At 67.9% G+C, this 551-nt stretch carries 1 protein-coding gene; it reads left to right on the plus strand.

The features are described from left to right. The coding region (locus HW577_RS27200; RefSeq protein WP_198378998.1) for a putative Ig domain-containing protein at nucleotides 1–551 on the plus strand (551 nt) is incomplete at both ends.

Genomic DNA, 551 nt, shown 5'->3' on the forward strand with positions numbered 1-551 from the left:
AGCGGTTCCAGCGCCAGCGACGATTTCACGCTGACTGTTGCCAACACCAACGACGCTCCGACACTCGCCAACCCGATCGCGGACCGATCGGCGACCGAGGACAGCGCCTTCAGCTATCAGGTCCCGAACGGCGCATTCGGCGATCCCGATGCGGGCGACAGCCTCGCCTACACCGCGACGCTGGCCGATGGCTCACCCCTGCCGGCCTGGCTGTCCTTCGACCCCGCGACCCGCACCTTCTCCGGCACACCCGCGAATGACGATGTCGGCACCATCTCCGTTCGCGTCACGGCGACCGACAGCAGCGGCTCCAGCGCCAGCGACGATTTCACGCTGACGGTTGCCAACACCAACGACGCTCCGATTGTCGTGGCGGGCTTGACCGATACCACCACGACCGAGGACGCCGCTTTCACCTTCACTGTGCCCGCCGGAGCCTTCGCAGATCCCGACACAGGCGACAGCCTCGCCTACACCGCGACGCTGGCCGATGGCTCGCCCCTGCCGGCCTGGCTGTCCTTCGACCCCGCGACCCGCACCTTCTCCGGCAC

Origin of the sequence: Neoroseomonas rubea (genome assembly GCF_016106015.1) — a bacterium.
Taxonomy (GTDB): Bacteria; Pseudomonadota; Alphaproteobacteria; order Acetobacterales; family Acetobacteraceae; genus Neoroseomonas; species Neoroseomonas rubea.